Consider the following 1,884-nt stretch of genomic DNA (forward strand, 5'->3'; position numbering starts at 1 on the left):
GAGAGGGGGTGGGGGGGTTGGTGGGGGACGTTGGGGGGTGGCCAACCACCGTGGACTCCCCACACCTCCCCCCGCAGCAACTGGCAGACGGCGAAACCCTACTGCTGGGGCACAGTGGGCAGTCCCTCGGCTTCCCAACCGCTCATCCCGCCCGTGAGAGTGTCAGCGTTGTAGCCAAGCTCGGTGAGCGCCTGCGCAACCCTGCCGCTGCGGCCCCCGCCATGGCAGACGGCAATGATGCGCCGTGACTTATCAAGCTCGCCGACCCGCGCCAACACATCACCGGCGGGCATGTGGACGGCGTCCTCGAGCATTCCTGTGGCCAGCTCAGCCGCTTCACGCACATCGATGATCTGGACATCCGGGTCTGCTGCCAATACGTCGGTGGGCGTGATTTCCTGCATGAGTGCTCCTGAACGTGTGGTCGGCGCGCAGCCAAAGGCCCGGCGTCGAACATGGAAACTGCTACCTCCAGATTAGGCCGGAATCGGGGCAGCCACGTACGGGGTCGATGTGAGCGCGATCCGTGCCCGGCGAATCCGTGCCTGGCGAATCCGTGCCTGGCGGGACGGCGCCCCGCGGCCGCTAGGCTGGAGGCGTGAACGCGCCCCTTGCACCCCGTGCCCGCAGCCTCGAAATTGAAGAGCTGGAACGCTTTGACGAGCTCGTGGCCCGGGGTGCCACGTCCATGCACGGATGGCACTTTCAAGCCGTGGACTTGAGCGGAAGGTCGGCGGACCTGGTGCGGCTGCGGGCGTCGGGGGCCGTTTTTATGGGCTGCACCTTTGCCCGCTCGGTGGAAGGTGTGCTGCGCAGCCGCGGTGCCCTGATCTTCCCAACACTGCCGCACATCCCCTTCAACGCGTACCGCGGGCACCTGTACACGGGCGCTGAACTTTTCGAGGGGATTGCTGCGGCGCAGTACGAGCGCGTTCCGGACGCCCGGATCTACCAGTGGAGCTTGCAGACCGGTCACACCCCCGCCCTGCACGCCACCCTTGCCATGGCCATGCACGACCACGCCATTTCCGACGCCCTCGATGAGTTCCTGGCGCAGCAGGTTCGCCCTGTCGTCGGCGTCATGGGTGGGCATGCTGCGGCGCGGGGCAGCGCCCAGTATGCGCAGGCCGCCGCGCTGGGGCGCGCGCTGAGCCAAGCCGGTTTTTTGGTGGCAACCGGCGGTGGCCCCGGCGCCATGGAGGCCGCTAACTTGGGCGCCTACCTTTCCGCGTACGACGCCGGGACGCTGGAAAGTGCGCTGGCCACCTTGGCTGCCGTCCCCGGCTTTCGCCCCTCCGTCACCGACTGGGCCAGAGCGGCGCACCAGGTGCTGCTGGCGTATCCGGACGGAGCCCAGACTGTGGGCGTCCCCACCTGGTTTTACGGTCACGAACCGCCCAATATGTTCGCCACCATGATTGCCAAGTACTTCACTAATGCCCTCCGCGAGGCTGTCCTACTTGACCGCTCACGCGGCGGCATTGTGTTCCTCCAAGGTGCTGCCGGCACCGTTCAGGAGATCTTCCAGGACGCCTGTGAAAACTACTATGCTGCCGAAACCGCCGTGGCCCCGATGGTCCTGGTGGGGCGCGACTATTGGGAACACGAGGTGCCAGTCATCCCCCTGCTGACCACACTCGCTCGGGGGCGGGCCATGGACAACATGGTCCATGTGGTGGATTCTGTGGACGAAGCCTGCGCGGTGCTCGCCCGCCTCTGATCGGATCATCTAGGTGGCAGTTGTTCGCCAAATGGCGCAGTGTCATGTCTCACACCTGTGTAGACAGTTCATGTCTCATACCTGTGTAGACAATTGATGTCTCATACCTGTGTAGACGCTTCCGGTCTGAGTAGCGGCCAGACCGGGAGTGTCTCACTTCTTTT

At 65.1% G+C, this 1,884-nt stretch carries 2 protein-coding genes; one reads left to right on the top strand and one right to left on the bottom strand.

Features of this window, described 5'->3' with window-relative positions; all coding sequences use genetic code 11:
* Positions 1–98 precede the first annotated feature (98 nt).
* Positions 99–404, bottom strand: a complete 306-nt coding sequence (locus ACX80E_RS17140; RefSeq protein WP_459303271.1) for a rhodanese-like domain-containing protein — start codon at positions 402–404, stop codon at positions 99–101.
* Positions 405–598: 194 nt separating this feature from the next.
* On the opposite strand from ACX80E_RS17140, the gene ACX80E_RS17145 reads away from it, so the two are divergent.
* Positions 599–1,720, top strand: coding sequence for an LOG family protein (locus ACX80E_RS17145; RefSeq protein WP_459303272.1), 1,122 nt, complete (start codon positions 599–601; stop codon positions 1,718–1,720).
* The last annotated feature ends 164 nt before the right edge of the window (positions 1,721–1,884 follow it).

This window comes from Arthrobacter sp. TMN-49 (genome assembly GCF_054511095.1).